The organism is Marinobacter bryozoorum (assembly GCF_023156245.1).
GTDB classification, from domain to species: domain Bacteria; phylum Pseudomonadota; class Gammaproteobacteria; order Pseudomonadales; family Oleiphilaceae; genus Marinobacter; species Marinobacter bryozoorum.
In genome coordinates this window covers 105,452-130,941 of the sequence record NZ_JAKZAH010000007.1, presented here as the reverse complement: position 1 = coordinate 130,941, position 25,490 = coordinate 105,452, and the positions used below count along the sequence as shown (strand labels likewise).

Annotated in this window: 23 protein-coding genes, 1 tRNA gene and 1 pseudogene; 9 read left to right on the top strand and 16 right to left on the bottom strand. The window is 60.5% G+C overall.

Translation table 11 applies throughout. From position 1 onward, the window contains the following. The first annotated feature begins 1 nt into the window (after position 1). Together MLC59_RS06415 and MLC59_RS06410 are read left to right on the top strand one after the other, a co-directional pair. Positions 2 to 97: transfer RNA gene (locus MLC59_RS06415), tRNA-Sec, on the top strand. Between the two features lie 376 nt (positions 98 to 473). Further along, on the top strand, positions 474 to 1,295 hold the full coding sequence (locus MLC59_RS06410) for a PEP-CTERM/exosortase system-associated acyltransferase (protein ID WP_248232224.1): 822 nt from the start codon (positions 474 to 476) through the stop codon (positions 1,293 to 1,295). 8 nt (positions 1,296 to 1,303) lie between these two features. Here MLC59_RS06410 and MLC59_RS06405 read toward each other — a convergent pair whose 3' ends face one another. The 11 genes from MLC59_RS06405 to MLC59_RS06355 form a co-directional block, all read right to left on the bottom strand. Then, complete coding sequence (locus tag MLC59_RS06405) at positions 1,304 to 2,281, bottom strand: NADPH:quinone reductase (protein WP_248232221.1); 978 nt, start codon at positions 2,279 to 2,281, stop codon at positions 1,304 to 1,306. A gap of 121 nt (positions 2,282 to 2,402) precedes the next feature. Beyond that, on the bottom strand, positions 2,403 to 3,035 hold the full coding sequence (locus MLC59_RS06400) for a cation efflux transmembrane domain-containing protein (protein ID WP_248232344.1): 633 nt from the start codon (positions 3,033 to 3,035) through the stop codon (positions 2,403 to 2,405). An 80-nt stretch (positions 3,036 to 3,115) separates the two neighbouring features. Continuing rightward, entirely contained in the window at positions 3,116 to 3,565 is a 450-nt protein-coding gene (gene cadR, locus MLC59_RS06395) for a Cd(II)/Pb(II)-responsive transcriptional regulator (RefSeq protein ID WP_248232218.1), read from the bottom strand. An 18-nt stretch (positions 3,566 to 3,583) separates the two neighbouring features. Beyond that, positions 3,584 to 4,987 (bottom strand): sodium:proton antiporter NhaD, encoded by a 1,404-nt coding sequence (gene nhaD, locus MLC59_RS06390; protein WP_248232217.1) that lies wholly within the window; start codon positions 4,985 to 4,987, stop codon positions 3,584 to 3,586. A 132-nt stretch (positions 4,988 to 5,119) separates the two neighbouring features. Beyond that, the gene (locus MLC59_RS06385; protein ID WP_248232215.1) at positions 5,120 to 5,356 is read right to left on the bottom strand and encodes a hypothetical protein; all 237 of its coding nucleotides are present in this window, start codon (positions 5,354 to 5,356) and stop codon (positions 5,120 to 5,122) included. A gap of 140 nt (positions 5,357 to 5,496) precedes the next feature. Beyond that, positions 5,497 to 6,498, bottom strand: a complete 1,002-nt coding sequence (locus tag MLC59_RS06380; RefSeq protein WP_248232212.1) for an ATP-binding protein — start codon at positions 6,496 to 6,498, stop codon at positions 5,497 to 5,499. A gap of 160 nt (positions 6,499 to 6,658) precedes the next feature. After that, positions 6,659 to 7,267 (bottom strand): SCO family protein, encoded by a 609-nt coding sequence (locus tag MLC59_RS06375; RefSeq protein ID WP_248232211.1) that lies wholly within the window; start codon positions 7,265 to 7,267, stop codon positions 6,659 to 6,661. Next, the gene (locus MLC59_RS06370) at positions 7,264 to 8,100 is read right to left on the bottom strand and encodes a cytochrome c oxidase assembly protein (RefSeq protein ID WP_248232209.1); all 837 of its coding nucleotides are present in this window, start codon (positions 8,098 to 8,100) and stop codon (positions 7,264 to 7,266) included. The genes MLC59_RS06375 and MLC59_RS06370 overlap by 4 nt, the downstream gene beginning before the upstream one ends. A gap of 4 nt (positions 8,101 to 8,104) precedes the next feature. Next, complete coding sequence (locus tag MLC59_RS06365) at positions 8,105 to 8,986, bottom strand: haloalkane dehalogenase (RefSeq protein WP_248232206.1); 882 nt, start codon at positions 8,984 to 8,986, stop codon at positions 8,105 to 8,107. Between the two features lie 178 nt (positions 8,987 to 9,164). Next, positions 9,165 to 10,691: an FAD-binding domain-containing protein gene (locus MLC59_RS06360; protein ID WP_248232201.1), complete on the bottom strand. Its 1,527-nt coding sequence runs from the start codon at positions 10,689 to 10,691 to the stop codon at positions 9,165 to 9,167. After that, positions 10,688 to 10,843 (bottom strand): DUF2256 domain-containing protein, encoded by a 156-nt coding sequence (locus tag MLC59_RS06355; protein ID WP_248232194.1) that lies wholly within the window; start codon positions 10,841 to 10,843, stop codon positions 10,688 to 10,690. Before MLC59_RS06355 ends, MLC59_RS06360 begins: the two co-directional genes overlap by 4 nt. Before the next feature lie 92 nt (positions 10,844 to 10,935). On the opposite strand from MLC59_RS06355, the gene MLC59_RS06350 reads away from it, so the two are divergent. Beyond that, positions 10,936 to 12,624 carry an HAD family hydrolase gene (locus MLC59_RS06350; protein ID WP_248232189.1) on the top strand — a complete coding sequence of 563 codons (1,689 nt, stop codon included), beginning with the start codon at positions 10,936 to 10,938 and terminating at the stop codon, positions 12,622 to 12,624. A gap of 13 nt (positions 12,625 to 12,637) precedes the next feature. Here the strand turns inward: MLC59_RS06350 and MLC59_RS06345 are convergent, their stop codons facing one another. Next, positions 12,638 to 14,170 (bottom strand): cryptochrome/photolyase family protein, encoded by a 1,533-nt coding sequence (locus MLC59_RS06345; RefSeq protein WP_248232187.1) that lies wholly within the window; start codon positions 14,168 to 14,170, stop codon positions 12,638 to 12,640. Positions 14,171 to 14,325: 155 nt separating this feature from the next. Between MLC59_RS06345 and hemN the strand changes: the two genes are divergently transcribed. From hemN to MLC59_RS06330, 3 genes are all read left to right on the top strand, one after another. Beyond that, positions 14,326 to 15,738: an oxygen-independent coproporphyrinogen III oxidase gene (gene hemN / locus MLC59_RS06340; protein ID WP_248232186.1), complete on the top strand. Its 1,413-nt coding sequence runs from the start codon at positions 14,326 to 14,328 to the stop codon at positions 15,736 to 15,738. A 902-nt stretch (positions 15,739 to 16,640) separates the two neighbouring features. Further along, entirely contained in the window at positions 16,641 to 18,311 is a 1,671-nt protein-coding gene (locus MLC59_RS06335) for a sodium:solute symporter family protein (RefSeq protein ID WP_248232181.1), read from the top strand. Next, the gene (locus MLC59_RS06330; protein WP_248232180.1) at positions 18,308 to 18,442 is read left to right on the top strand and encodes a putative transporter small subunit; all 135 of its coding nucleotides are present in this window, start codon (positions 18,308 to 18,310) and stop codon (positions 18,440 to 18,442) included. Before MLC59_RS06335 ends, MLC59_RS06330 begins: the two co-directional genes overlap by 4 nt. An 84-nt stretch (positions 18,443 to 18,526) precedes the next feature. Here MLC59_RS06330 and MLC59_RS06325 read toward each other — a convergent pair whose 3' ends face one another. Next, a complete protein-coding gene (locus tag MLC59_RS06325) occupies positions 18,527 to 20,548 on the bottom strand; it encodes a methyl-accepting chemotaxis protein (RefSeq protein WP_248232178.1) in 2,022 nt (673 codons plus the stop codon). 285 nt (positions 20,549 to 20,833) lie between these two features. Here MLC59_RS06325 and ubiU point away from each other — a divergent pair, with 285 nt between their 5' ends. Beyond that, positions 20,834 to 21,829, top strand: coding sequence for a ubiquinone anaerobic biosynthesis protein UbiU (gene ubiU / locus MLC59_RS06320; RefSeq protein WP_248232168.1), 996 nt, complete (start codon positions 20,834 to 20,836; stop codon positions 21,827 to 21,829). 12 nt (positions 21,830 to 21,841) lie between these two features. After that, positions 21,842 to 22,735, top strand: a complete 894-nt coding sequence (locus tag MLC59_RS06315; protein WP_248232165.1) for a U32 family peptidase — start codon at positions 21,842 to 21,844, stop codon at positions 22,733 to 22,735. Between the two features lie 86 nt (positions 22,736 to 22,821). Here the strand turns inward: MLC59_RS06315 and rnk are convergent, their stop codons facing one another. Beyond that, on the bottom strand, positions 22,822 to 23,208 hold the full coding sequence (gene rnk, locus MLC59_RS06310; protein WP_248232160.1) for a nucleoside diphosphate kinase regulator: 387 nt from the start codon (positions 23,206 to 23,208) through the stop codon (positions 22,822 to 22,824). 383 nt (positions 23,209 to 23,591) lie between these two features. On the opposite strand from rnk, the gene MLC59_RS06305 reads away from it, so the two are divergent. Next, positions 23,592 to 23,795, top strand: coding sequence for a YgaP family membrane protein (locus MLC59_RS06305; RefSeq protein WP_248232152.1), 204 nt, complete (start codon positions 23,592 to 23,594; stop codon positions 23,793 to 23,795). On the opposite strand, the gene ubiT is transcribed toward MLC59_RS06305, so the two are convergent. Together ubiT and narL are read right to left on the bottom strand one after the other, a co-directional pair. Next, entirely contained in the window at positions 23,770 to 24,282 is a 513-nt protein-coding gene (ubiT, locus tag MLC59_RS06300) for a ubiquinone anaerobic biosynthesis accessory factor UbiT (protein WP_248232150.1), read from the bottom strand. The two genes, MLC59_RS06305 and ubiT, sit on opposite strands and share 26 nt — an antisense overlap. A 526-nt stretch (positions 24,283 to 24,808) precedes the next feature. Then, positions 24,809 to 25,467 (bottom strand): annotated as a pseudogene (narL, locus tag MLC59_RS06295) (two-component system response regulator NarL). Between the last annotated feature and the right edge of the window lie 23 nt (positions 25,468 to 25,490).

Below are 25,490 nucleotides of genomic sequence, written 5' to 3'. Positions count from 1 at the left end.
AGGAAGGGGATCGCTTCCCGGTGGAGCGCCCGGACTTCAAATCCGGTGAGGTGCGCAACGCGTGCCTGGTGGGTTCGACTCCCATACCCTTCCGCCATTTCCTCTACTGCCTGTCGAGGACCACCTCGTCCGGTTGATGTATCACCCGAAGTACCGCCACAACGACACTGTTCGGCACTCCTGCGATCCGCCTCAGGACCATCCTGCCTGGATGAATGGCTTTGCCAGCCAGCATCAACTACGCTTTTACAAGGCTTGGGAAAAAGTTGGCGCAGGTGCAACTGACCTGCGCGGAATAGCGCATTTCAACTCGCGAGAGTAGGTTTAAGATAAGCACGAGGCGTGGAAGTCCGGCCTCGTTACTGTTCTATCAGTGAACCCGATAGCCCGCTCCCTGCTGTAACGGCGGACTTTCGATCGACATGACCTTTGCGGTACATCCTGTGCCGCGGGGAGGATCGGAGGACTTGATCATGCCTGCAGCCCCTTCATCGGAAGACCCGAAAAAAAATGCGACTGGTTCCCGGGAAACCGAAAACCTCAGTGAGCTCTTCAGGTCCTTCTTCGAGGTTGAGATCGCGACTACCGGGGAAATGGTCGATAAAGTCTTTCAGGTCCGCTACCAGGTATATTGTGTCGACCGGGCCTTTGAAGATCCGAGCCAGTTTCCCGATGACAGGGAGCATGATGCCTATGATCCGCGCTCAGCCCATGCATTGATCCGACACAGGAAATCGGGCGACAGCGTGGCAGTCGTCCGGCTTGTTCTGGCGGGAGAGAACCCCGGGCAATCCGATTTCCCGATGGAAGGGCCCTGTATTCACAGGATGAGCCAGCAGGCACAGGACCTGATTGCGGCGACTCCCCGGCAGAACATGGCCGAGATTTCGCGAATGGCGGTAAGCCGGGAATTTCGCCGGCGCCTCAACGAGTACGAATCACCGACTGGTGTTACCGAGCAGACCTGCGATGCCGATGTTGAAGGCGGCAAACGTGCCATGCCCTATATCAGCCTGGGCCTGTTCGCCGCCATATTGCAGATGTCCGTCAAACACAATATCACGCACTGGATGGCGGTCATGGAGCCTGCCCAGCTGCGCCTGCTAAAGCGTTTTGGCGTGGAGTTTGACCACGTGGGGCCGTTAATGGAATTCCATGGGCTCCGCCGGCCCGCCTTCACCGAGGCTGCGTCCCTGATCAACGGCATTCTCCGGCGGCGTCCGGATGTGTGGGAGCTGATCACCGAGTCCGGTCGTTATTTGCCCCCGTTAGCCGACGATCGTTCAGCCGGGTAGGGCGCAAGTCACGGCAGTAACACCGTAGAGCCGGTGGTCTGCCCACTGGCGAGGGATTCATGGGCCCTGGCGGCGTCGGCCAGCGAAAAGCGCTGGTTAATGTCCGCCTTGATATCGCCGCTGGCCAGCATTTCAAACAACTCGCCGCACATGGCCTCGAACCGTGGGCGTGTGTCGGCGTAGCCGGCCAGGCTGGGGCGGGTGACGTACAGGGAGCCCTTCTGGTTGAGGATACCGATGTTAACGCCACTCACCGGGCCGGTGGTGTTGCCAAAGCTGACCATCAGGCCGCGCTTCTGCAGGCAGTCGAGGGAGGTTTCCCAGGTGTCCTTGCCAATAGAATCATAGACTACCGGCACCATGTCGCCCCCGGTGAGTTCCCGCACCCGCTCGACGATGTCCTCTTCCTTGTAGTTGATGGTGGCCCAGGCGCCGTGGTCCATCGCGAGCCTTGCCTTCTCGGGGCCGCTGACGGTGCCGATCAGCTTGGCGCCCAGGGCTTTGGCCCACTGGCAGGCGATCAGGCCAACACCGCCGGCAGCGGCATGGAACAGGATGGTTTCGCCGGCCTTGACCGGGTATGTCTGGCGGAGCAGGTACTGGACGGTGAGGCCCTTGAGCATGGTGGCAGCGGCGGTCTCGAAGTCCACGGACTCCGGCAACTGGATGGCCTTGTCGGCAGGCAGGATATGTTGCTCCGCATAGGAACCCAGCGGTGCCTGCGCATAGGCGACCCGGTCACCCACGGCAAAACCGGTGACGCCTTCACCCACGGCATCCACGACGCCAGCGCCCTCGGTGCCCAACCCGGACGGCAGGCCGGGCACCGGGTAGACGCCGGAGCGGAAATAGATCTCGATGTAGTTCAGGCCGATGGCGCGGTTACTGACCCGGATTTCCCCGGGGCCGGGCTCCGGGGTGTCCATGTCGAGGAATTCCAGTACCTCGGGCCCGCCAGTGCGGGAAAATCGAATGGCTTTGGGCATGACCAGGCTCCTTCATTGTCAATTGTTGTTGTTCAACGTTGCGAGACGGTTTCAGTCGCAGGGTTGCTTCATCATACGCCATGCCTCCAGGTTTAGCCTTCAGCCAAAGGCCGGGACTGGCTCAGTGTTGCGGATGCTCAGCCAGCCGGGCCTCGCTGATATCACTGCGGGCGTGGCGGATTACGCTGATGCCGGAGGTTACCGCCAGGCTGCCGATGATGGCGGCGACAAATAGGTCGGGCCAGGCGGTGCCGGTGCCCAGAACACCCAGTGCAGCGACCATGACGGCCACATTGCCGATGGCATCGTTACGACTGCACAGCCATACCGAACGCATATCCGAGTCGCCGCTGCGGTAGCGGAACAATATCCAGGCCACGGCGACGTTGGCGGCGAGGGCGAGGAAGCCCACCGCGCCCATGGTGATGGCCTCCGGCGTGGTGCCGCTTTGCGCCACCCAGATCGCCCGCCCCAGTACGGCCAGGCCGAATACCGTCATGGTGGCGCCCTTGACCATGGCCGCCCGGCCGCGCCAGACCATGCCCATGGACAGCACCGACAGCGACAGCAGGTAGTTGGCGCTGTCACCAAAGAAGTCGATGGCGTCGGCCATCAGGGAGACGGAGCCGGACTGCAGACTGGCGAACCCTTCTACCAGGAACATGGTGAGGTTCACCCAGAGGGCAATCCAGAGCGCCCGGCGAAATCCCGGGCTCGGGGTTTTGGGTTCCGGTGCGGAGCAACTGCAGGCCATTTCAATCCTCCCTTGATGACGTACTGTCATTCAAAGGCCTGTAGTTGCTACAGGGTCAAGCCTGATAGGCAAGAAAAGTCTCAGTGACGATGACTGCCGGGAATGTGATTGCTGTGATGAGGTGGCGGGTCCTTGTCCAGGTCCTGTGTCAGGCCACCGAGAATGCCACATTCGGCCACGGTGCGGCCCTCGGAACAGGCCTGTTGCAGGTCACTGAGGGTGGTCTCCAGCTCCCGCAGTTCCTCTAGTCGGGTCTGGACGTGGCCCAGGTGCCGGGCCAGCAGGGCGTCCACTTCGCTGCAGTCGGCGTCGGGCTGGTCCGCCAGGCGGACCAGCTCGCGGATTTCCTCCTGGGCCATGTCCAGTTTGCGGCAGCGACGGATAAACAGCAGCCGGTCCAGGTGCGACTGGTGGTAATTGCGATAGCCGTTGGCCTGGCGGTCCGGCGCAGGCAGCAGGCCGATCTTCTCGTAATAACGGATGGTTTCAGCCGGGATACCGGATTGTTCCGCCATTTCGCCGATTTTCATGCCTGCCACCCTGTTTGATCAGCCGTTTACCAGGAAGTGTACCCAGATACTGGCACCGTAGCCCAGTGCGATGGCCGGGGTCCATTTCAGGTGGCTCAGGAAGGTGTAATGACCCCGGGCCTGCCCCATCAGCGCCACCCCGGCAGCGGAACCTATGGACAGCAGGCTGCCTCCGACACCTGCGGTCAGTGTTACCAGCAGCCATTGCAGTTCCGGCATGTCAGGGTTCATGGTCAGTACCGCAAACATCACCGGAATGTTGTCGACCAGCGAGGAGATAACGCCGATCATCACGTTCGCCGTGGTGGGGCCGAGGTCAACGTAGAGGGTGTTGGACATCAGGCCCAGGTAACCGATAAACCCTAACCCGCCAACGGCCAGGATAACCCCGTAGAAGAAAAACAGGGTATCCCACTCCGAGCGGGCGATATGGGCAAACACATCGAAACTGTGTTCACTGGAACTGTCACCAGGCGGGGTTTCCGAGGATTCCTGCCACTGGTATTCCTCATGGCGCTTGAGAAAGTAACCAAAGATCTTCAGGTAGGCCAGGCCCGTCATCATGCCGAAGACCGGCGGAATGTGCAGAAACTGGTGGAAGCTGATGGCGGTGGCAATGGTTGCCAGGAACAGCCCGCAGATTACCAGCCCCCCGGGGCGCAATACCCTTTCGTGGCTCTCCGGGGCCATGGGTTGTCCCTTGGGCAGGGCCAGGTGCATCAGCAGGGCAGGCACCAGGAAATTCACCAGGCTGGGCAGGAACAGCTGGAAGAAGTCCTGGAACGGCAGGATACCCTTCTGCCAGACCATCAGCGTGGTGATGTCGCCGAAGGGGCTGAAAGCGCCGCCGGCATTGGCGCCTACCACGATATTGATGCAGGCGAGAGACACGAAGCGGGCGCTGTCGCGACCAACAGCCATGACTACTGCACACATGATCAGCGCCGTAGTGAGATTATCGGCCACTGGGGAGATAAAAAACGCCAGGGTGCCGGTAATCCAGAACAGCTTGCGGTAACCGAACCCCCGGCCCAGCAACCACAGTCGCAGCTGGTCAAACACGCCCCGCTCCAGCATGGCATTTATATAGGTCATGGCCACCAGCAGGAAGAAGAACAGCTCGGCGTATTCCAGGAAGTTGTGGCGGATGGCTTCCTCCACTTCACCGTCGACGCCATGCATCCGGTAGACAATCGCCAGCAGCACCCAGATCAGGCCCGCCGCCAGCAGCATGGGCTTGGATTTGGCCAGGTGGATCTTCTCTTCCAGCATGACCAGGATGTAGCCGGTCACGAAGATGGCAATGGCCAGGTAGCCCGCCGGGTGGTGGATAAGCTCCAGCGCGCGGGTGGTTTCGGCCGCCCATACGGAATCCGATACCGACAACAAGGCAGCTGCCGGAAACAACAGGTTTTTTTTCATTCGTTAACTCCGGGGATTACCCCGATCAATGTTGATGCGAAACGTAATCAGACGCTGAGGGCGAAGCCGGGAGGTGGCGCCCTTGGGAGTCCGGGGTAGTCGGAGGGACGGGAGGTCGGTCGAGTTGCTCCGCTATTGGTCGTCGCTTCGGTGATCCGGATTTCCGGGGGGCTTGTGGGGGGGCGGGGTAGGTCCCATGACATCGCCGGAAATACCGTCGGCAGGCAGGTTGGTTGCAATCAGGCACTCATCGGTGCTGCCGGTATCGATAGTTAGCCTGTCTGGTACGCCCCACAGCACCATGCCCGACAGCATAAGGAGCGCAATCAGTTGACGCAGAATGGTCGGGACGGTTTTCGCTGTGGGCACGGGGAATACCTGACGCAGTGGACATCGGGGCGGGCACAGGGGGTGCTGACAGCCCGGTTCTGGTGGACGCTATATCTATCACACCGCGTCGGGCCCGCAAAGGGCTATTTTGCAAGCGCGACGGTATTTCCGTGGGGCCGTCAGTGGTGGAGCCCTGGCGCCCTCGCATGGCGTGGGACTGGTGCACCGGGCAGGGCCGCAATAGCCTCGAGGCCGCCGAGGCGGCTGCGGTCAAAGGCCAGTGACCCGCCGTGGCTGTCAATCACCCGGCGTACTGCTGGCAGGCCTCGACCAGGGGCCTGGTCCGGTTTCGCCCGGAAGTCTTCCTCGCCCAGGTGTGGTGTCAGTTCAGGGTCTACTCCGGGGCCATCATCGGCCACGCCAAACACCAGCATGTTGCCCTTGATGGCCAGGAAGGTGTGCACCTGGGAGGTTGCCCACTTGCCCGCGTTGTCGAGCAATTCGCCGAAAACTTCGGTCAGGTCCGCTTCCCGGATGGACCACGGCACGTCTTCGGTCACATCGGTAATCAGCTCGAAGTTCACATCAGGATAGCGATGGCGCAGGATGGCGATCAGCTTGCGGCATTTTCGCGCCGGGAAGGACTCGTTCCTGCGGCGAGTGGGCCTGGTTGGAGCCTCGGGTCGGGAACGGGATACAGCTTCCGGGCCAGCCCGGTGTTCGCCGGAAGAGACAGGGGGGTCGGGCTGTGCCTCTGTTCTGTCATCGTGGGTAGACGTGGTCCTGGCCGGATCTTTCACCGTTGATTGCAGGATACGGTTCAGCTGCTGCACCAGCGGGTGAATCTCCTGTGGAGCATCCGGGAGGTGACTGCGATGTCCTTTCTGGAAGTCCATCACATCCTTTTGCAGGTTTTGCAGGTGACTGCGGAACAGTCTCAGGGAAAGCAGGGCTGTCACCGAAAGCAGTACCAGAATGCCGCCCCCCAAAGCGAGCCAGCCCAGAAGCCCATCCTGCAGGCTGCAAATCCATGGAGATACGCCCCTCTCTGCACAGTCAGGGAGCAGGGGGCGGTCCAGCCATGGCCCGAACTTGCTGTCTACTACCCAGGCCAGGAGGGTGAAGGTCACCGCAAAGGGTGTCACCATCAGAAACAGGCTGGAGCGTATGGAGCGGCTCATTTCGGGTACACCTCCCTTACACTTCGGACTTCCCTGGGTTTGTTCGAAGGGGCATCCAAACCGACAGGTTGCCTCACCCTGAAGGAATATTGTGAACCTCCGGAGCCCTGGAGGACATTACGCGTGAGACAGGGCCAGGAAAAGCGAGCTGTCCCCCTGCTCAGGAGCGGGCCTGGCCGGCCAGTTGCACCAGGTCCTGGGTAATCTGGTCGGTGGGCAGGTCCGGGCGCAGAAGCAGCCGTGCGTTGCCGTTGCCGTCAAATACATAGATGGCGGCACTGTGGGAGACGTTGTAGTTGCCCCGCTCGTCAGGCTCATCGTAACCAAAGGTGGTGCGGTAACGCTTGGCCAGCTTGCGCAAGGTGGGTTCATCGGCTGTGAGGCCCACGGTGCGGTCATAGAAAAAGTTTACATATTCGCCCAGCCGCTCAGGCGTATCCCGGTTTGGATCGACGCTGACGAACAGGGGGGTGACCTCTTCCTGCAACTCTTCAGGCATGGCCTTGATCGCCTGGGTCAGCTTGGCCATGGTGGCCGGGCAGACGTCCGGGCAATTGGTAAATCCAAAGAACATCAGGCGCACCTGCCCCTTATACTCCTCTGCGGTGACCGTTTCGCCGTCACTTCGTGTCAGGGTGAACTCCAGGTCAGGTAACATCCCGTCAATCGTCTTGGCGTTCCACGCCTGTTCTTCGCCCAGACAACCAGTCAGAAGTAACACCAGGCCCGAAATCACGAGGGACCGGGCAAACGGGATTCTGAATGTCATGGTGTTAATTCCTCTGCTAAACGGTGCCGGGGTCTTGGACGGTCGTCTTTCATGGCACGGCCAATCAGGATCAGGATACCAACCACACTCATCATGGCGGGCGGGATCCATGTCAGAATGCCGCCAATCAACTGGTCGTCTGCCGGTGACATGGGCCAGGCACGGCCACACACTTCATACACGTCGTACACCATACCCCGGTTGAAGACGATCCAGGCCCCCAGCACCATTTGAGGCACCGCCACCAATACCAGCAGCAGGATTCGCTTGCCGTAACCAAGGGACGGGGTGTCGTGGGGTGAGCGTGAATCGAAAATCAGCCACCAGAACAGCAGGCCGTCAAGCAGCATGCTCCAGTTCATGACCCAGTAGAGGTCACGGCTGAGCATGGCATTGAAGTGCACCGGAGGCCATAGCCAGAAGTACACCAGGCCCGCAAACAGGAAGGCAGCAATGAAGGGTTGCTGCACGATGTTGTAACCCCAACGGACCGGGAGCGCCCAGATACCCATGGCCGGCGCCAGCTGCCGGTGCCAGTATCGCAGTATGGGCAAGGGATTGGAGAGTGCGATCAGCATCGGGCCGAGGTGATGAAGGATCAGGTGCTGGCCCCGGTGGATAAAGAACATGTACTGGGAGTAGTAGTCGAACCAGGTCTGCATCACCGCATAACACAGCAACAGACCGAGGAAGAACGCGAAGATGCGCACAGGTCCCGGTTTTTCATCGCCGGGCAGGGCCTTCAGTGCGACGATATAGCCGCTGGCCACCAGCAGGTAGGCCAGTATGGTCAGTGGCGAGAAATCGTAGGGCAGCAGCAGATTCCAGTTCATGGCGTCACTTCAAGTACCGGAGCCATTCGGCGACAGCGGTGCCGATTTCAACCGGCGAGTCTTCCTGGATGAAGTGCGTACCCTTTACGGTGATTTCAGCCTGGTGAGGCCAGCTCTGGCAGAATGTCCGCTGCCGGCCGACCAGAATCGATCCCGGATTAGCATTAATAAACAGCTTGGGAGGAGATTCCGGTGAGGCAAGCCATTCACCGTATTCGTTCACCAGGCGAACCATAGAAGCCGGCTCGCCCTCGATGGGAATTTCCCTCGGCCAGTTGAGGGTTACGCGGCGGTCCTCCGGCTCCTGGAAGGGGCGTCGATACTCGTTCATTTCCTCTTCGGTCAGTGTCCGCATAATGGACCCGGGAAGTACCGCTTCGATAAACATATTGCGATCGATAATCAGGCTTTCGCCCTTGTCAGAGCGAAAACCCTGGAAAATACCTCGGGCATTCTCCGGCCAGTCCTGCCAGTTCACCGGCATGACGATGGCTTCCATGTAAGCGATACCCCGGATTCTTTCAGGATGCTGATGGGCCCAGTGAAAGCCGAGAGCGCTGCCCCAGTCATGGATCACCAGGGTGATCCGGTCTCCCAGGTCCAGGGCCTGTAGCAGCCCGTCGAGGTAGTGATAGGCCGCCATAAATCCATAGCGCTCCGGCCCATCGCTGGCCGGGAGTTTTTCGGAGTCGCCCTGCCCGATCAGGTCTGGTGCGATCACTCTTCCGGACCCGGTCAGTTCGGGAATTACATTGCGCCAGAGGAAGGACGATGTCGGGTTTCCATGCAGCAGGACGATGGGGTCGCCTTTGCCCTCATCAACGTAGGCAATCTGTTTACCGTGGATTGTGGCGGTCTGCTTCTGATAGGGCATAGTCGGTAGCATGGGGTGGCGTGACCTTTTGTTGAGATTGTTGGATGGTCGGTCGAAAGCCGAGAATAGCAATATACTTTCCATACCGGAACCTCTGGCCACTCAGAGGAGTCAGCCTCACCGATTTAACGCAGACTTGCTGCGCTGCCTCCCCCTTTAACCGTGATGATCGATTAAGTCCGGCAGGCTGCTAGAACAAACTGAGTTGCCATTCTTCGTTGTCAGGTTTCGCCGTGCGAGGTCGTCCCTGAACGGGGCCCTTGCGACTCCCGTGGCGGTCTAGAACCCGACGGGTTTCTTCCTTCCGGACCTGCCTGGCGATAAAGTCCCTCATGGCCTGGCGTGCCTCCCGGGCGGCCTGCTCGTGGTCACAGACCGGGTCGGCGTACTGGTCGCCACCGAAGCGTTGCTTCTGGCTGAAGGTCATCTGCCAGGGCGCATGGATGAATTCATTCGGTACCCCTTCCAGTTCCGGCAGCCAGCGGCGGATAAAGGTACCTTCCGGGTCCAGTTTGCGGCTCTGGAGCACCGGGTTGTAGATGCGCAGGGCGTTGATGCCGGTGAGGCCGGACTGCATCTGGGCCTGGGGGTAGTGAATGCCCGGTTCAAAGTCGGTAAACAATCGTGCCAGGTGCAGGGCCGGCTCGCGCCAGTGCAGCCAGAGCTGGTAGCTGGCAATGGCCATGAGCATGGCCCGCATGCGGAAATTGATCCAGCCGGTATGGTGCAGCGCCCGCATACAGGCATCCACCAGCGGCCAGCCGGTCTGGCCCTGCTGCCAGCGCTGCAGGCGTTCCGAATCGTCCGGGCCAGTCTTGAGCTGCTCCATATCCCGGTGCAGGGCGCGGAACTCAAGCTCCGGCTCGTCTTCCAGTTTCTGGATAAAGTGGCAGTGCCAGTGCAGGCGGGAACGGAAGCTGGCCAGGCTGCGCTGCTTGCGGGGCAGGCTGCTTTGGTGATTCCCCGTCGCCCGTGCCTGCTGATACACATGCCGCAGGCTGACCGTGCCGTAAGCCAGGTGAGGGCTCAGGCGGGAGCAGGCCCTGGGGGCCGTGTTGGGGCTGGAGATCTTGTATTGGTAACCGGCAACCCGCCGGTCGAGGAACGACGCCAGCAATTTCTCGCCATGGCCGCTACCGCCGGCCTGGCGGTCCGGGCTGGGCATGCCGTGGGAGATATCCGGCATCGACAGGGTGGCGATATCCGGCCAGTCGCGGAACTGGTCTGCCGGCATGGGCAGGTGCTCCGGCGGCGCGAGCACCGGAGCGGTCATCAGGGACTGCCATCGGCTGTCCCACTCATCCCGGTCCGGCAGCGGGCGCACGACGCCGGATTGCTGCCATTCCCGGTATTCGGTGCCGTGGCTGCGACACCAGCCCAGCACCGCCCGATCCCGGTCAAACGTCCACTGCCCGCCGGTCTCCTGGTGGCAGAAGATGCGCCCGATGCCATAGTGGGCATGCAGGGTGCCCAGCACATCGAGGGCGTCGCCGTGGATGACCAGCAAGCGGCTACCCACCTTGCGAAGCTGGCGATCCAGATCCTCCAGGGATTCGCGGATAAACCCCCAGTGACGTTCGCTGGTGTCCGGCAGTTGCCAGTACCCGGGTTCCACCACATACAGGGGGATCACGGGCCGGCCGCGCCTGGAGGCTTCTATCAGTGGGGCATGGTCGTGGGTGCGCAGGTCACGCTTGAACCAGACAACCGTTGTCATTGGGCGGGGGCTCCGGGGTTTTGCCGGTTACGTCGACAGCGTTCGCTGCAGTACCGCACCTGTGGCCAGTCGCGGGCCCATTTGCGGCGCCAGTTGAAAGGGCGCCGGCAAACGGGACAGGTCTTGGCGGGTAACCGGCTTTTTTTGTGCATTGTGGCAGTTTGGGTTTTACTGAGAGACAACAAACCCTTACGTTCGGTTCCCGGAAACGGGTCTGTGAAGAATCCTGCAAGGAGATTCCCCGATGGCGCGATTCAGCGACTGCCTGCCACCGCCTTCCGTTATGGTGTTTGACTGGCATGGCACCCTGGTGGATACCCACGACGCCATGTTCAGCGCCATGGAGGACATGCTGCCCCAGCTGGAAGACCTGGGCCTGGTAGAGCGGCTACTGCCGGAGGACCAGTGCCGTACGCCGGATGATGCCCGGCTGGTGCGCTATATCCGCATCTTCCGTCGCCTGCATCCGCGCATCCTGGTGGAGCGTCGTGTCAGCCGCACGGATATTTTCAACGCCATTTTCGGGGATGACCGGGAAGCCAAGCTCATTGCCCACAAGGCCTATAACGATTGCTATCGCAAGTATTTTGGCCAGGTGAAACCATTCCAGCCCGGCGCCTATGAATACCTTTCTGCACTCAAGGCCATGGGTATCCGGCTGGCGGTGTCCACCAACCGCAACCGGGAGTTCCTGGACAAGGAGCTGCGCATGGTGGATGAAGGCCGTTGGGCGAACCTGTTCGATGCCACCGTCTGCGCCGATGACGTAACGGAATACAAGCCGGATCCGCAGGTGATTCTCAAGGCACTTGAAAAACTGGACCTGCCAGCGGACGAGCGGGCCTGGTACGTGGGCGACAGCTATGTGGACATGCTCACGGCCAACAAGGCGGGCGTCTCCGGTGTGTTTTATAACGGCGCCGCCTGGGATCCGGGGCGTATCGACAGCTGGTTCAGCCACCGGGATGCGCCGGCGGCCATCCTGGACAGCTTCGAGGACCTGATGGACCTGCTGGCCCTGCTGGAACGTAGTCACCCGGAGGCCTTTTCTGTCACCCCGGCGGAGGCGCGGCCACGCCCGTTCCCGCCCCCTGAGCGTCCGCAGCCCCGCATCGAACCGGACTGGCACCCGGCGGTGGTCAAGCTGATCCGGCCCGCGGTCGTCCTGTTCGACTGGCACGCCACCCTGGTGGACACCCTGGACGCCATGTACCACGCGGTGGACGATATGCTGCCGGAGTTCAGTGAACTGGGCCTGATGGACCGGATGCTGGCGCCGGAAGACAGCAAGACACCGGACGATGCGCGGCTCGTGGCCTATGTGCGGGAGTTTGCCCGTCTACACCCGAAAGTGCGGGCGGACCGCAAAATCTCACGCACGGATATCTTCGAGGTGCTGTTTGGCGAAGACCAGGAGGCCAAGCAGATAGCCCACAAGGCGTTCAACCGCCATTACCGGGAACACTACGGCACGGTTAAGGCCTTCGAGCCCCGGGTGCGGGATGTGCTGGAGGGGCTTCGACGCCTGGGTATCCAGGTGGGCGTCATCACCAACCGGGACCGGGAGTTCTTCGAGCACGAACTGGCGGCGGTGGAGGGCACCGGCTGGACGGAGCTGTTCGACGTGGATGTGTGTGGTGACGACACCCCCCTGCGCAAGCCTCACCCGGACCAGTTGCTGCTGGCGGTCCAGAAACTGGACTACCCGCCGGACCCCAGCGTCTGGTACGTGGGTGACAGCACCACGGACGTGATTGCCGCCAAGCGGGCGGGTCTTACCTCGGTGTTTTTCAATGGCGCCCAGTGGGACCTGCCCTGGCTCAACAAGATCTTTCCGGGCACCCACAAGCACCCGGACAAGCCGGATGTGGTGGTCAATGATTTCTCGGAATTCTGGGCACTGGTACTGGCCTGCGAGGAGGGGCCTCCCTGAGAGGGGGGAGACCTCAAAGCTCGTCCAGGTGGTCCAGCAACCAGTTGGCCCGCTCCAGGGTGGCCTGGCGGTGGTCCGGATCTTGCCGCTGCCAGTTGCGGTACATCATGACCATGCGTGGATTGCGGCTGAAATCGTCTTTATGGCGGTCCAGGAAGTGCCAGTAAAGGGCGTTGAACGGGCAGGCGTCGTCTTCCGTGGTGTGGTTGACGTTGTACCGGCACTGACTGCAGTAATCGGACATGCGGTTAATATACTTGCCGCTGGCGGCGTAGGGCTTGGAACCCAGGTAGCCGCCGTCCGCGTGCATCACCATGCCCAGGGTGTTCGGTAGCTCGACCCAGTCGTAGGCGTCGGCATAGACCGCCAGGTACCAGTCGCAGATCTCCTCCGGTTTGATGCCGGCCAGCAGGGCAAAGTTGCCGGTGACCATGAGCCGCTGAATGTGGTGGGCATAGCCGTTGCGCCGGGTACTGTCGATGGTGCGGTGCAGGCAGTGCATGCCGGTTTCGCCACTCCAATAGAACCAGGGCAGGGGGCGGTCGTTGCCAAGGCGGTTCTCTTCGGCATACGCCGGCATTTTCAGCCAGTAGATCCCCCGCACGAACTCCCTCCAGCCGATAATCTGGCGGATAAAGCCCTCCACGGCATTGAGGGGCGCCTGCCCCGCATACCAGGCCCGTTCGGCGGCTTCACACACCTCCATGGGGTCCAGCAGACCACAGTTCAGGTAGGGTGACAGGATGGCGTGGAACAGCCAGTCCTCCTGGTCTGCCATGGCATCCTGGTAATCTCCGAAGCAGGGCAGGGCGAAGTCGATAAAGTAATCCAGGGCCTGGCGAGCCTGTTCGGCGGTAACGGCAAAGTGAAAGTCGTCGGTGGTGCCAAAGTGGTCACTGAAGTGTTGGTCCACCAGTGCTGTCACTTGCTGGGTGATGTCGTCGGGCTCCACCCGGAACGGTGCCGGGGCCGGCGGCTGGCCCTTCCACTTGCGACGGTTGTCGGCGTCGTAGTTCCAGTGGCCGCCTTCCGGTTCGCCTTCAGCTGTCATCAGCAGGCCGGTCTTGCGGCGCATCTCCCGGTAGAAGAATTCCATGCGTAGCTGCTTGCGTCCATCGGCCCAGTGGGCGAACTCCTCCTTGCTCGCAATAAACCGGTTGTCCGGGCGAATTTCCACAGGAACGCCCAGTTTTTCATGCCAATGGCGGATCTGGTTATCCAGTCGCCATTCACCGCATTCGGTGGTCACGAGTTTATCCGGGCTGAGAGACGACACCTGCTCCTGTACAACCGATAGCAGGTCCTTGTGGGGTGAGTCAGGGGCATACTCGTGGTAGACAACCTGCCAGCCCTCCGCTTGCAGTTCCCGGGCGAAGTGGCGCATGGCGCTGAATACCAGCACCAGCTTCTTCTTGTGGTGGTTGGTATAACTGGCCTCATCGTGCACTTCCGCCATGACAATACGGTCGAGAGCAGGATCGGCCCCGTCCAGGGCCGAGAGGTGGTGACTGAGCTGGTCGCCAAGAATCAGGATCAGGTTTGCCATGGTCTATTCCTTAAGGGATACCCGAAGTACGCCATCAGCTCAAGGGTGGTTCAGCCCCCATCCCCTTATAATGAACCTGATGTCGGTCAAGATGTCCTTAATCGGGCCACCCTATACTGGCCGACCACCATGCACCCGTCAGATCGAGTATTGCCATGCCCGCTTCCCCGGCCACTGCCGAACCCACACTGCCCGAATTTATCTGGGATGAAGCCCTTATCCGCCGCTACGACCTGAGTGGCCCCCGGTACACGTCCTACCCGACCGCGGTGGAGTTCACGCCGGACTTCCGGGTGGACGATATGGTGAAGGCAGCCGGTCGCAGCAAGGCGGCGGGTGGCCCGGTGTCGCTGTACACCCACCTGCCGTTCTGTGCGCACCTCTGTTACTACTGCGCCTGCAACAAGGTCATCACCAAGAAGCGTGACAAGGCCATGCCCTATGTGGAGCGGGTGTTGAAAGAGGCGGCCATGCAGTCACAGCTGTTCGGTGCTGACCGCCCGGTCCAGCAACTACACTGGGGCGGTGGCACCCCGACCTTCCTGCCGAAGGATGTCATGGAGCACCTGATGGCGGGCTACGGCGAGCTGTTCAACCTGCAGTCCGGCGACGATCGCGACTACAGCGTGGAGATCGACCCCCGGGAAGTGGACGAAGACACCCTGCCTACCCTGTGGAAGCTGGGTTTCAACCGCATCAGTCTGGGCGTTCAGGATGTGAATCCGGTGGTGCAAAAAGCGGTCAACCGCATTCAGCCCCGGGAGATGACCGAGGGCGTGCTTAACGAGGCCCGCCGCATCGGCTTCCGGTCCATCAACCTGGACCTGATATACGGGCTGCCGTACCAGACCCCGGAAAGCTTCGCCGAAACCCTGGAGTCGGTAATCGAGATGTCGCCGGACCGTCTCTCGGTATTCAGCTATGCCCATCTGCCGGACCGGTTCTATCCCCAGACCCGTATCCAGGGGGATACGCTGCCCAGCCCGCAGCAGAAGCTGACCATTCTCCACAACACCATCAACCGCCTGCTGGAGGCCGGTTACGAATACATCGGCATGGACCACTTCGCCAAGCCGGACGACTCCCTGGCCGTGGCCCAGCGGGAAGGGCGGCTGCACCGGAACTTCCAGGGCTACACCACCCATGCGGACTGCGACCTGGTGTCCCTCGGTGTGTCAGCGATTGGCCAGACCGATGATGCCTACTTCCAGAACAACCATGACCTGCCGGCCTGGGAGCAGGCCATCGACGCGGGTCAGTTGGCCACCATTCGTGGCGTTGGCCTGACCCGGGACGACCAGATCCGCCGCTGGGTAATCGGCCAGTTGATTTGCCAGTTCCGCCTGGACCGTGAACAGTTCCAGGCCGCCTGGGGCGAGGATTTTGACGGCTACTTTGCGGACGAGCTGCGCCGGTTGAAGCCGATGTTCCAGGACGAGTTGATTGGGGATGATGGCCGCCTGCTCCAGGTCCAGCCCGCCGGCCGGCTGCTGATCCGCGCGATTTGCCAGATTTTCGATCTGTATCGGAAGGAAGGGGCTTCTCAGCGGTTCTCGCGGATTATCTGAGTGTCCGAAGAGGGGCTGCACATTCGGAGTTTTCGTCCGTAGCCTGTGAGTTGCGGAGGCGGTGTAAGGCTGGGGGAGGTCTTTCGCCGCCGCGTTGGAGGGGCGTCCTGCCACCCCAACGCTTCCGCGACATCCATGTCGCTGCTCTGAAAGACCTCCCCCATCCTCACACTCGTGACTTTTCGGATATCTCAACGGCTCCTGTCAGCTCCGATTCTGGTTAACCGGGCGAAGGTACCGAATACCCTTATTTCCATTATTCCTTGCCGGCGGCCAGCAGGCAGTCTGACGGCGATGGGGCAAGGGCGCTTTTGGAGCTGCGACAGGACGTCGCTTTAGCAAGGCCGGCCCATGGATGGGCCGTGAATTGCGGCGTAAAAAGCGCCCTTGCCTCAGCGCCAGCCACCAGACCTTATACCGCAAACTGTAAAAGTCGGCTCTCCATAACCGCCCTCAGACTTCAACCGGCCAATAACCACTATGCTAGGACTGGTCAAAATTGAACACTAATATTACGCCCACTAAAGACTGGACTCGGTGCCGGTTTTCTCGTATGGTCTTGCGCTCCCTCATTCTGACCCCGGATTTCTAACCGAAAACCGGCGATTTGTCAGATTTTCGCATCCAAAAGCTTGAACACTGCACGGCACAATGATGCGCCGGCCAGTTCAGTATTCGATTTTGAGGAGTGCAAATATCATGACGTCTAAAGAACTGTGTGAGCTTCTGCCACACCTGAGTTTCCCTTAGCCTCACTGAAACCGGGCTGAAACAGCCCACCCTGCCGTTGCCAGCCTGGCAACAAACCCAAGCGGGAAACTCCAGACCCCTGATCCTGGCGGCCGCCAATAATTGGCCCGGCCCCGGCGGGATACCTGTGTTTCAGAAAAAGAGGCTCTGATTTGAACGAGAACGGCTTTACCCAGTTTTCAACACTCACTGTGTTGCTATTGCTTGCGGCCTTCTATGGCGGCACTTACCTCCTTACCCTGCTGATCCGCAAGGACAAAGAGGACACCTCCGGCTTTATGGTGGCCGGTCACCATGTTGGCTTCGGTATGGGGGCGGCCAGTATGACCGCCACCTGGATCTGGGCTGCGTCTTTCTACGCTGCGGCCACATCCGGCTACACCTATGGCGTTTCCGGCCCTATCCATTACGGGCTCTGGGGAGCGCTGATGATCCTGTTCATCTATCCCTTCGGTCGCCGTTTCCGCAAACTGGCGCCGAATGGCCATACACTGGGTGAACTGATCCATGCCCGTCATGGCGCATCCAGCCAGATGATTTTGGCCGTCTCCAACATTCTCGGTAGTGTGATCAGCCTCATGGTCAACTTCACGGCGGCGGGCGCCCTGGTATCCGTTTTGTCACCGCTGTCCTTCGAAACCGGTGTGATCGTGGCCGGGGTAGGGGTGCTGGCCTACACGCTCACCTCGGGCTTCCGGGCTTCCGTATTTACCGACTTTGCCCAGCTGGTGGCCCTGATGGCCATTGCCATTATCATTATCCCGGCGGTGCTGTTCTCCGCAGGTGGCCCCTCGGTCATGGTGGAGGGACTCAGCCGGCTGACCGACGAGCAGGCCAACCTGTTCTCCGTCGAAGCCATCCTGCACCAGGGTGCTCCGTTCTTTGTGGCCGTGTTGGCCTATGCCATTGGTAACCAGACCATTTCCCAGCGGCTGTTCGCGGTACGCGAGAAACACATCAAGTCCACCTTCGTGACAGCTACCATCGGCTATGGCGCCATTGTGATCGGCCTGGGCATGATCGGCCTGATGGCGCTGTCAGTCGGTATGGAACCCATTGACGGGAAAATGAACAACCTGATCCCGCAGATGGTTTCCACCTACCTGTCACCGGTGTTTGTCGCCCTGTTCTTTGTCCTCGTGATCGGCTCCCTGTCCTCCACGGCGGACTCGGACCTGTCGGCCCTCTCCACCATCATGATGGCGGACGTGTATGGCAAAAACATCGCCGGTGATAACCCCAGCCCCCGCGTCATGATGCTGGTGGGCCGTATCACCATGATTGTGGCCACGGTGGCCGGGCTGATCTTCGCCAGCTTCTCGCTGGATATCCTGGTCATGCTGGTGTTCGTCGGCGCATTGTGGGGCGCCATTGTGTTTCCGGTCATCGTCAGCTGCTACTGGGATCGGGTCACCAATGCGGCGTTTACCTGGTCCGTGGTGGCAGCCATGGCGCTGTTCTGCATTGCGCGCTTTGAGCTGCTGGAAATGACCGGCCTGACGGTACTGTTCTTCGAGGTACTGGCCTCGGTCGGCGGGGCTGTGGTGATCGGCCTGATGGTGTTCGGCTTCTTTGGTCGTGCGGCAGGGCTTGTGGCCGGTGTGGTTACCCTGGCGGCCATGCTGTTCTTCGCCACTGGCTTCCTGCGGGACTATATGGTGCTGGTAGCATCACTGACTGCCTATGGCGCCAGCGCGGTGGTGTGTACGGCCATGACCCTGTTCAGCAAGGAGCGCTTCGACTTCAACCTGATCCGTCAGCGCGTCGGGGACTATGACGACGTTGAGGACGATACCCACCTGGTACCGGAGGCCGCCAAATGAATAACGAACTTGTCTACGGAGCCTACATCCTGGTCTGGCCCGCCCTGACCCTGGGTGTGCTTGGCGTCATCTGCTGGGCGGTTGCCCGGGATGTGCGCAAGGCGAAAAACTCGGACGAGGACCTGCTGTAACCCGGCGGGACTTCCCGAAACGCAAAAAGCCCGGTCATCGCGACCGGGCTTTTTGCTATCCGGGGCAGGTTGCCCCGTTACGCCTCAGGAGGCGACCTTGAACTCGTTGGCCAGGTCCTGAAGTGCCCGGGCCAGGCGGGCCTGCTCGGTGGTCACCTGGGTAATTTCCTGTGACCCGGTGAGGGTCAGGATGGCGGACTCGCTGACGCTTTCCATATTACCGGCCAGTTCACGGGTGACCGACACCTGCTGCTCCGACGCGGTGGCAATCTGGGTCGCCATGTCAGAGATGCTGTTCACGTCCATCAGGATCTCGGCAAAGGTCTGTTCCATCTGCTCCGCCTGGGAGCTGGTCTGATCCGCCAGTTTGTGGCTGGCAATGATGGAGCGACTGGCGCTGTCGGTAATTTCCCTGAAGCCGTTGATGATATCCTCGATCTTGGTGGTGGACTCGTGGGTCTGTTGCGCCAGGGTACGAACCTCATCGGCGACCACGGCAAAGCCGCGGCCATGCTCGCCGGCCCGGGCGGCCTCGATGGCGGCGTTGAGTGCCAGCAGGTTGGTCTGGTCGGCCACCTTGCGGATCACATCCACCACATCGCTGATGGTGCTGCTGCGATTTTCCAGCTCCTCGATCACCTGGTTCACCTCCTGCACCGAGCCGGCCAGGTCGCGGATCTGGCGAACACTGGAGTGCAGGACCTGCTCACCGGTGCGGCTCTTTTCCATGGCGCTGCTGGAAGCATCCGCCACCTGCTGGGTGTTGCGGGAGATTTCCTCGGAGGTGGCAGACATCTCCTCGGTAGCGGCGGCGACCTGTTCGATCTGTTGCTGCTGATCTTTCACCTGGGAGGTGTTCTGGTTGGCGGTGGAACTGGTCTCCTCAGTGGCGGTGGCCAGTTGCACGCTGGCCTTGTCGATCTGGGCCAGCGCCTCGGCGAACCGCTTGAACAGTTCATTGATCGCCCTGGCGATGGTGCCGGTCTCGTCCTTGCTGGACACGGGTATTTCCCGGGTCAGGTCTTTCTCATCCATGGCGTATTGCACACCGGTGAGCAGTTCACTCACCTGACGGTGTATGGCATGGATGATGATGGTCATCAGGACGATCACGAGCACTACGGCAGCACCCGCGATCACCGAGGCGCTGATCAGGTCATTTCTCGCCCCGGCGACTGTCGTTGTGGCAATGGCCTCGACCTGGGTCAGCATTTCCTGGCGGATAGCGTTCAGCGCGTCGATGGCCCGGGTGGATACCTCGAACCACTCGTTCGCGTCCAGGGCATACATGCCGGAAGCACTGCTAAGTAGGGTTTCCCGTTGGGCCTGGAGTGCCTGTACTTCCGGGCCGACCACGAAGGCGCCCAGCGAACGACGCAGGGGGGCGTCGGCGGCTAGCATATCAACGGCATTGCGGTACCAGGCGTCCTGCTGTCCGCTCAAAGCAGTTACCCTGCCAACAGCGGGAAGATCGAAATCACCTGAGCGGATCAGTGCCGCACCTGCAGCCCGCGCCCTACCTGCCATCTCGGAGGTTTGTGCCAGGGCATAGTAGGCGTTGATCTCACGGGAAAGTTCTGCATCGGTGGCCCGGCGGACAAGCAGCGGAACCCGGTCGATGATTTCGGTAATCAGTGCTGTGTAGCGGTTGCCGGCCTCACCACCAGTCACGTTGCGGCGGTCGATATCCTGTCGGAGAGTCTTGAGGCGGCTCAGTTCCGATTCAAGGCGATCAATGCTCTCCGTAACCGCTCCATCAAAGCTGGTGTCGGCCAGCAATGCCTGAACTTCCGAACGATAGTCCCCCAGGACGGCGTTAGTCTGCTGGCGCTGGTTCTCCAGTGCTCGCCGTGCTTGCTGCTCGGCATCGGAGCGTGGTTCGGCAGCCAGCGCCACTGCGGAGCGGCCACGTTCTTTCTGCAGGGTTTCCACCAGTGGGTCGCCGATTTCCGCCAGCTTCACCATGTCCTGTAGGTGGCTCATATTCCGGTACTCGGCGGCATTGTCGGTGATGCTGCCAACGGCGAAGAAAATGATGACGAGAAGCGCCGGCAAAACCAGTGTGATCAGTTTGCCGCGCATGGAAAGATTGTTGATGAAGTTCATGGGACTGCCCCTTCATTAAGTCGTCCTGCCATTGTGGCCCAAAGGGCCGGTTACCGATATTGGCATCATTGGGTATGAGCAGGGGTAGTTACTGAATGAAATTACCTGTAACTCTATGTTAATTAATTGACTTTAAAGCGTTTAATCGAGAGTAGGTGGTACCCCGTAGGATACTGCCAAGTGGGTATCCGGCGGCCCGGTTGCACTTGCGCTGACAACGGTCAAGGCACCCTGGGCCCTTTAACGGTAGCGTCTCCGGGAGTCTTTCAGCCACCGGAGAATGCCATGGAACTTGTCTGCCCTGCCGGCAGCCTGCCCGCCCTGAAAACCGCCGTCGACAACGGTGCAGACGCTGTCTATCTGGGGTTCCGGGACAGCACCAACGCCCGCCAGTTTGCCGGCCTCAACTTCAACGACAAGCGGGCCGCTGAGGGCGTTGCCTATGCCCATGGCAAGGGGGCCCGGGTGTTCTGCGCCATCAATACCTACCCCCAGCCCCAGGGCTGGCAGCAGTGGACCGCTGCGGTGGACCGGGCTGCCAGCCTGGGGGTGGATGCGGTGATCCTGGCCGACATGGGGTTGCTGGACTACGCCGCCAACCGCTATCCCGACCTGCCCCGCCACCTGTCGGTTCAGGGCTCGGCCACCAGCTACGAAGCGTTGCGGTTCTATAAGGACAACTTCGGTATCCGTCGTGCCGTGCTACCCAGGGTCCTGTCGCTGGACCAGGTGAAGGGCGTGGCGGAACACAGCCCGGTTGAGCTGGAGGTGTTTGCCTTCGGCAGCCTGTGCATCATGGCCGAGGGCCGCTGTTACCTGTCCTCCTATCTCACCGACGAATCCCCCAATAGCAAGGGGGCCTGTTCGCCGGCCAAGGCGGTGCGCTGGGAAGAGACCGCCGATGGCGGGCTGGAATCCCGCCTCAATGAGGTGCTGATCGATCGTTACGCCCGGGGGGAGCCTGCCGGCTATCCGACGCTGTGCAAGGGCCGGTTCGAGGTGGAGGGTGATGTGTACCACGCCATCGAGGAACCGGTGAGCCTGAATACCCTGGACCTGCTGCCAGAGCTCAAGGCCCTGGGTATCAGCGCGGTGAAGATTGAAGGCCGGCAGCGCAGTCCCGCCTATATCGCCGATGTGGCCCGCACCTGGCGCCAGGCCCTGGACAGGCTGGAAACAGGGCCGCAATTCACGGTCGACCCGGCCTGGCAGTCAACCCTCGCCGGGTTGTCCGAAGGTGGGCTTACCACCCTCGGCGCGTACCATCGCAAGTGGAAATAAGGTGCTGAGATCATGATGAAATTATCTCTGGGCCCCATCCTGTGGTTCTGGTCCAAACAAAGTGTTTTTGATTTCTACGCCAAGGCTGCGGAATGGCCGGTCGATACCATCTACCTGGGCGAAGTGGTGTGCTCCCGTCGCCGGGAGCTGAAGCCTGATGACTGGCTGGACCTGGCCCGGGACCTGAAAGCCTGCGGCAAGAACGTAGTGCTTTCCACGCTCACCCTGATTGAATCGGAGGCCGACTTGCGCCGCCTGCGTCGGTTCTGTGAACAGGATGAATTCCTGGTGGAAGCGAACGACCAGAGCGCCCTGCAGGTGGCTGTCCGCAACAAGATTCCGTTTATCACCGGCCCGTCCATGAACATCTACAACGTGGCCACCCTGAAGATCCTCGCCAGACAGGGACTGCAGGGCTGGAACCTGCCGGTGGAACTGGGCAAGGAAACTCTGGAGCAGTTAATCAGCGAGCTGAAGGCTGAAGGGCTGGACCTGCCTGCCGAAGTGTTCTCCTGGGGCTTCCTGCCGCTGGCCTGGTCGTCCCGCTGCTTCACCGCCCGCCATTACAACCTGCCCAAGGACAACTGCGAGTTCCGTTGCCTGGAGCATCCGGATGGCATGGAGCTACGCACCCGGGAAAGCCAGGAGCTGTTCCGCATCAATGGCATCTCCACGCTATCCGGTTCCCGCTATGACCTGATGCGGGAGCTACCGGATATGCAGCGCATGGGTGTGAGCACCGTGCGCCTGAGCCCGGAACACCAGGGCATGGACGAGGTGGTCAGACGCTTTGACCAGGTACGCCGGGGTGAAGCACCGGCCGCGGACCCGCTGCAGCTGGTAGAGGCACCACCCTGCAACGGGTATTGGTATGGCAAACCGGGGATGGATCTGGTGATGTCCTGACACCTGGCAGGGCCCGGCAGGCGCTTGCATCGGGAATTCTTCGATATGCGCTGAGTGCCCGCCGTACTGGTATTACGGGTTGTCGGTTACGCCTGCCGGGTAACGCTGACTACCTTCAGGTGCAGGGGTTTGCGGCCTTTCACCGGCCACTCGATGCTGTCACCGATGCCCAGGCCGATCATGGCGGCGCCGGCCGGGGCCAGGATGGAAATCTTGTCGGCACTGCCATCCACTTGGTGGGGGTAAACCAGCTGCAGGCGCCGCTCCTTGCCATTGTCCTGGTCTTCGAAAACCACCACGGAATTCATCACCACCACAGACTCTGGAATCTCTGACAGTGGCTTCAGGTCTGCGCGGCTGAGTTCGTCTTCCAGGCCTTCGGCAACGCCGGTGGGGTCGTCCGTCTTTTCAAGCAGTGCGGAAAGCCGGTTGTAATCTTCTTCTGCAACGGTAATAGCGGGTAAATCGGACATGCTTGTCTCCGGTAAGGTAATCGTGAATTTTGTTTGCTGGCTGGACCGGGCGCGTGCGTGAGCCCAGCGTCAGGAAAGTAACGCTGTAGGGAGGCCGGGCTTGTCAGGGATGACAATCCGGGAATGAGTCAGGGCAGTTTCAGGTCGCAAGGCAATTCTGGAATCAAAGGGATTTGAGATGAATCTAACCCGGGGTCAGGAAAAGCGCAAACAGATTCACCCTCACGTCCGTGGAAGTACTGTGTCCGGGCCACCCGGATGCCGCTGGGAAGCTCAGGCTTTGCAATCGTTCCATTCCAGGGGCTGGACAAAATGACGCAGGTCATTGCGTAGTCCGGGCAATAAGTTAAAAGTATATTCATATGTCCTTGAGGAGCCTCGCTATGACAGTCAATGAAGGTCTTCGCCTGATGGCGGGTGTGTTTACCCTGATATCCATTGTGCTGGCTCACTACGTGAGCCCGTACTGGCTTCTTTTTACCGGGTTCATTGCCTTCAACCTTATCCAGTCCGCATTCACCAAATGGTGCCCGGCCATGGCCATTCTGAGGAAGTTGGGGTTCAAAGAGGAAAAACCGGTTTCCTGAGCCCGTTCTTGGCAGGTGCTCGAATAAGTCGCCATTCCAGGCTGTCCAGCAGGTTCTTGATGCCGAGTCCGAGCTCGGTGTTGCCTTCAATGATCAACTTGCGCTGAAAGAACAGCTGGTCCGGGTCCAGCTTGCGGTTGGCCAGCTTGTAGAACGCGGACCAGCCGCCACGGATGGTGGCTTCTCCCTCGCCCTCAACAATTCTCAGTCGGCCCTGCCAGAAGCCCAGGGTTACGCCCGGCTGTCCGCCGTTGATTTCCAGCCTGAGGGTTCGTCCTTCGAAGTCGTCAAATTCGCCCTCGTGGATGGCTTGGGCAAACATCCGGTTGAGGGTGGCTTCGGTGATCAGCTGTTTGAACAGAAAGGGCACACGGCGTTCGGCGTCGCGGATCATCGGCGCCGGTGATGGGGCGTATTCTTGCAGGGCATGCTGGCACTGCAGGAGCAGGGATTCGGGGACGGTCAGTTTCGGCAGCGCAGGCAGCATTGGGTTCTCCAGGCCATTTGGTTGGGCCTAGGTTACTGCGTTTGCTGTGTATTTTGGTTGATATCCGGCAAGCTCTCAGGTTGTTGCTATTTAGGCCTGTGGGTTGGGAGTCTGGGGCTGGGGCAAGGGCGCTTTTTTACGCCGCAATTCACGGCCCTCCCTGGGCCGGCCTTGCTAAAGCGACGTCCGTGTCGCAGCTCCAAAAAGCGCCCTTACCCCATCCCCGTCAGACTGTCTGCTGACCGAAAGATAAAACTACGTGGCCTGGGGGGTTGTCAGCGATATTGGGGCTGTTAGAGGTATGGGGTGCCGGACCGGTTTTTTTAGAGCAGGGCCATGGATGGCCCGGAGCAAGGCCGGTCCAGGGAAGGACCGTGAATTGCGGCGGCAAAAAAACCGGGCCGGTGCCCCATGCCCGGCACCACATCCTCAGGCTGGAAAGGCTCCTAAAGTGAAGATATGAGTTCAGACCAGGAGCTCTGGCACCCAACAAGCAGGCTGCCTGAAAGCCTGTCACTCCGGACAATCAACCCTTATGCAAACCTTCCTCAACGGCCCAAACCGCCACCTCAACACGGGACCGGAGGTTCAGTTTCTTTAGCAGGTGCTTCACATGCACCTTGACCGTGCCATCGCTGATATCCAGCTTGCGGCCAATCATCTTGTTGGACAGCCCCTCGGCAATCAGCCGCAGGATATCCTTCTCACGGGGGTCAGGCTGTCAAAGTCAGGTCGCGCTGACTGCTGTGGCTTCTGGGAACGAAGGGCCTGGGCGAGCAGCGTGGTCAGGCGGTCACTGATCACCATTTTGCCCACGGCTGCCTGCTTCAGCTCGGCGATCATGTCCTCCGGCTCCATATCCTTCAGCAGGTAGCCATCCGCGCCAGCCCTCAGGGCTGCCACCACATCGTCTTCATGGTCGGAAACGGTAAAGATCACGATACGTGAGGCTACCCCCTGTTCCCGCATTTGCTTCAGCACCTCAATGCCGTTCATCTCCGGCATGTTCAGGTCCAGCAGGATCAGGTCAGGCTCGAGTTCAGCAGCTTTGCGGATACCTTCAGGGCCGTTGCTGGCCTGTCCGGCCACCTGCATGTCATCTTCCATTTCAATCAGTTGCTTGATGCCCTGGCGCAACAGCGGGTGGTCATCAATCAGCAGGATGCTGGCAGGTGTCTCGGACATGGTTCCTCTCGTTTGGTCAGATA

Excerpts from the sequence above, each read along its gene's own strand:
- MLC59_RS06410 (WP_248232224.1), top strand. The coding sequence starts at position 474 with ATGCCTGCAGCCCCTTCATCGGAAGACCCGAAAAAAAATGCGACTGGT.
- MLC59_RS06405 (WP_248232221.1), bottom strand. The coding sequence starts at position 2,281 with ATGCCCAAAGCCATTCGATTTTCCCGCACTGGCGGGCCCGAGGTACTG.
- MLC59_RS06400 (WP_248232344.1), bottom strand. The coding sequence starts at position 3,035 with ATGGCCTGCAGTTGCTCCGCACCGGAACCCAAAACCCCGAGCCCGGGA.
- cadR (WP_248232218.1), bottom strand. The coding sequence starts at position 3,565 with ATGAAAATCGGCGAAATGGCGGAACAATCCGGTATCCCGGCTGAAACC.
- nhaD (WP_248232217.1), bottom strand. The coding sequence starts at position 4,987 with ATGAAAAAAAACCTGTTGTTTCCGGCAGCTGCCTTGTTGTCGGTATCG.
- MLC59_RS06380 (WP_248232212.1), bottom strand. The coding sequence starts at position 6,498 with ATGAGCCGCTCCATACGCTCCAGCCTGTTTCTGATGGTGACACCCTTT.
- MLC59_RS06375 (WP_248232211.1), bottom strand. The coding sequence starts at position 7,267 with ATGACATTCAGAATCCCGTTTGCCCGGTCCCTCGTGATTTCGGGCCTG.
- MLC59_RS06370 (WP_248232209.1), bottom strand. The coding sequence starts at position 8,100 with ATGAACTGGAATCTGCTGCTGCCCTACGATTTCTCGCCACTGACCATA.
- MLC59_RS06365 (WP_248232206.1), bottom strand. The coding sequence starts at position 8,986 with ATGCTACCGACTATGCCCTATCAGAAGCAGACCGCCACAATCCACGGT.
- MLC59_RS06360 (WP_248232201.1), bottom strand. The coding sequence starts at position 10,691 with ATGACAACGGTTGTCTGGTTCAAGCGTGACCTGCGCACCCACGACCAT.
- MLC59_RS06355 (WP_248232194.1), bottom strand. The coding sequence starts at position 10,843 with ATGCACAAAAAAAGCCGGTTACCCGCCAAGACCTGTCCCGTTTGCCGG.
- MLC59_RS06350 (WP_248232189.1), top strand. The coding sequence starts at position 10,936 with ATGGCGCGATTCAGCGACTGCCTGCCACCGCCTTCCGTTATGGTGTTT.
- MLC59_RS06345 (WP_248232187.1), bottom strand. The coding sequence starts at position 14,170 with ATGGCAAACCTGATCCTGATTCTTGGCGACCAGCTCAGTCACCACCTC.
- hemN (WP_248232186.1), top strand. The coding sequence starts at position 14,326 with ATGCCCGCTTCCCCGGCCACTGCCGAACCCACACTGCCCGAATTTATC.
- MLC59_RS06330 (WP_248232180.1), top strand. The coding sequence starts at position 18,308 with ATGAATAACGAACTTGTCTACGGAGCCTACATCCTGGTCTGGCCCGCC.
- MLC59_RS06325 (WP_248232178.1), bottom strand. The coding sequence starts at position 20,548 with ATGAACTTCATCAACAATCTTTCCATGCGCGGCAAACTGATCACACTG.
- ubiU (WP_248232168.1), top strand. The coding sequence starts at position 20,834 with ATGGAACTTGTCTGCCCTGCCGGCAGCCTGCCCGCCCTGAAAACCGCC.
- MLC59_RS06315 (WP_248232165.1), top strand. The coding sequence starts at position 21,842 with ATGATGAAATTATCTCTGGGCCCCATCCTGTGGTTCTGGTCCAAACAA.
- rnk (WP_248232160.1), bottom strand. The coding sequence starts at position 23,208 with ATGTCCGATTTACCCGCTATTACCGTTGCAGAAGAAGATTACAACCGG.
- MLC59_RS06305 (WP_248232152.1), top strand. The coding sequence starts at position 23,592 with ATGACAGTCAATGAAGGTCTTCGCCTGATGGCGGGTGTGTTTACCCTG.
- ubiT (WP_248232150.1), bottom strand. The coding sequence starts at position 24,282 with ATGCTGCCTGCGCTGCCGAAACTGACCGTCCCCGAATCCCTGCTCCTG.